A 2495-nucleotide genomic window follows, 5' to 3' on the forward strand; every position below is an offset into this window, starting at 1 on the left:
TTGTCAGGGGGGCGGAGCCTATGGAAAAACGGCTTTGGCGCGGCCTTATGCTTTCTTCGTTAAGTATCTTCCTGGCATCCCCCAGGAAATTTCTGATCCATCCGTAAGCCCGTCCCGCTCGCCGCAGCCGAACGACCGAGCGGAGCGAGTCAGTGAGCGAGGAAGCGGAATATATTCTGTATCACATTTTCTCCTGACGCGTTTTCTTTCACTTTCTGCGCCTGTCTTATGTGGCATTAATGCTATGTGTTACTGCCATGCTACATCTTAAGCCAGTATACACTCCGCTAGTGCTCCGTGACTGGTCCGGCGCTGCGCCCGGAACCCGCCTGTACCGGTTCAGCAGCCGTTCCGGCCTGACTGCAATTTTTTTTTTTTCATCCCTGCCCGCTACCCTGTAAACCTTTCTTCTGCGTTGCCGTTAACAGTAGGTAAGCCATGTTTGGTTTTTCTTCCGGAGCCCTGATGACTCTTAGTGATGATGAGCGACACCTGCTTGTGTCCGTTGTTTCGGTCTGGCTACGGCGTGCCGGAGGGGATGCCGGAGCCATGATGCTGGATGCATACCGGCAGATTTTGTCTGAAACCGAACCGGCCGTAAGGACTGTCATGCTCGAATTTCTTGAATCCGTTCGCATTCATTACATTTCGTCCTGAGCATTTTCTGTATTTCTGTCCATACTTAAACGAGGCGGCCGTCACGGACGGTGGTCGTCGTTCCATGATGCTGTTATGGACGAGTGAGAGTAATCTAATCTAACTTGATTGAGTTCCGGGCGTGCCGCCCGGTTTTTTTTGCTGTTTCCCGGTGTCCGTTCCGGGACAGGATGTGCATTTGTAATACCGCGCACGCGCCGGCATCACAAATACCCTGGTCAGGGCTGCGCCCCGACACCCCGCCATCGCCTCACGGCCGCGCACTGAATTGCGCACCCGTTCACCGATTTTCACGCATTTTCCTCGCCTATCTGTGCGTTCAGCATGGCGTAAAGCGCTTCGGCCTGATCGTGCAGGTGCTCACAGCAGCCGGCAGCCTCATCCAGATCCATCTGCTCGAGCCGCTCAAGGAGGAGAAGTGTCTGTGCGCGGATAAATTTGGCCATATTGAGGGCGGCGGATTCCTGTCTGGTCACTGGTGATTTTCCCCGTCTGGTGATGATTTTTGCGTGAAAAGAGCATGGCGTCATTCTGGTGCATAGTCATGCATGCCGTTAAAATTTAACAGGCGCGTTTCTGACGGGTTCCGGGGTGGTTTGTTGTGGTTTTTGTCATGGTTTCGTCAGGAACGCGCTGAACGCGTCTCAGGCGGTGCGGGCAACGGATGTTATGGTAAATTCTTGGGGGCTTGATTATAAAATACCGCACTTCCTCTTATGTCTTGTGCTTTTTAGACAACCCTGAAAGCTTTTAGCTTTGGTGATGCAATTTGCTGGGATTTTGGCGGAGAACCACAGGTAAAGAAAAAGGCCACATTAGCGGCCTTTTTCGGAGAAGATGCTCAGTGCGGAATTTCGGAGACTTCTTTAACGTCGGTTTTATTGATCTGCTGTTTGACACCATTCGCGTCTGTATAGCCAAGCAGGCCTGAGTCTGATTCTTTAGGTTTGCCGTCGCTGACAATAGTGCGACCGTCATTGGTGTGTATGGCATAGCTTGTGCGCGTGCAGCCGGTGAGGGCTGAAAGCGCAACTGCCGCTGCGAACACTGAAACAAAAATCTTTTTCAAAGCCAGCTCCTTTTATCCATATCAGTTTTGGTCACTAACCATCTAACTATAGGTCATTTTTTATGTGAAAAGAGGCTTGATGGTGGGCTGTATATCGAGTTAGGCGCGAGGTGCTATGGTCAAAGTGTGGTGTCAGGCGGGGAGGAGGCTTATATGAGATGTAATCCGGCCGATACATATACCAAGATGATTTAAGTATTCCTCTTTGTGAGGTTGGATGTCTAATTTATAAAGGATCTTCTTGAGATCCTTTTTTTCCGCGCGTAATCTCTTGCCCTGTAAACGAAAAAACCACCCTGGCAGGTGGTTTTTCGAAGGTTAGGTAATCCTGGCAGATCCCCTAACCGTGGTAACAGTCTTGTGCGAGACATGTCACCAAATTTGTCCTTTCAGTGTAGCCTCACTAAGGCCGCCACTTCAAGAACTCTTGAGACATCTCTCGCACATCCTGTTTGCCAATGGCCGTTGCCAATGGCGATTAGTCGTGTCTTTCCGGGTTGGACTCAAGTTGATAGTTACCGGATAAGGCGCAGCGGTCGGACTGAACGGGGGGTTCGTGCATACAGTCCATCCTGGAGCGAACTGCCTTCCCGGAACTGAGTGTCAGGCGTGGAATGAGAAACCGCGGCCATAACAGCGGAGTGACACCGGTAAACCGAAAGGCAGGAATGCGGGGGAGCACGAGGGAGCCACCAGGGGGAAACGCCTGGTATCTTTAAGCCGCATCGGGTTTCGCCACCACTGATTTGAGCGTCAGATTCTGTGATGC

Annotated in this window: 3 protein-coding genes; 1 reads left to right on the forward strand and 2 read right to left on the reverse strand. The window is 51.5% G+C overall.

The annotated features are described in order from the left end of the window. The first annotated feature begins 438 nt into the window (after window positions 1–438). On the forward strand, window positions 439–657 hold the full coding sequence (locus HV157_RS26040; RefSeq protein ID WP_198129632.1) for a hypothetical protein: 219 nt from the start codon (window positions 439–441) through the stop codon (window positions 655–657). Window positions 658–947: 290 nt separating this feature from the next. Here the strand turns inward: HV157_RS26040 and HV157_RS26045 are convergent, their stop codons facing one another. Together HV157_RS26045 and HV157_RS26050 are read right to left on the reverse strand one after the other, a co-directional pair. Next, window positions 948–1133 (reverse strand): Rop family plasmid primer RNA-binding protein, encoded by a 186-nt coding sequence (locus HV157_RS26045; protein ID WP_013772937.1) that lies wholly within the window; start codon window positions 1131–1133, stop codon window positions 948–950. A gap of 365 nt (window positions 1134–1498) precedes the next feature. Then, window positions 1499–1726 carry a YgdI/YgdR family lipoprotein gene (locus HV157_RS26050; protein WP_021243043.1) on the reverse strand — a complete coding sequence of 76 codons (228 nt, stop codon included), beginning with the start codon at window positions 1724–1726 and terminating at the stop codon, window positions 1499–1501. Window positions 1727–2495 lie beyond the last annotated feature (769 nt).

Origin of the sequence: Enterobacter sp. RHBSTW-00318 (assembly GCF_014101375.1) — a bacterium.
GTDB lineage: Bacteria > Pseudomonadota > Gammaproteobacteria > Enterobacterales > Enterobacteriaceae > Enterobacter > Enterobacter ludwigii.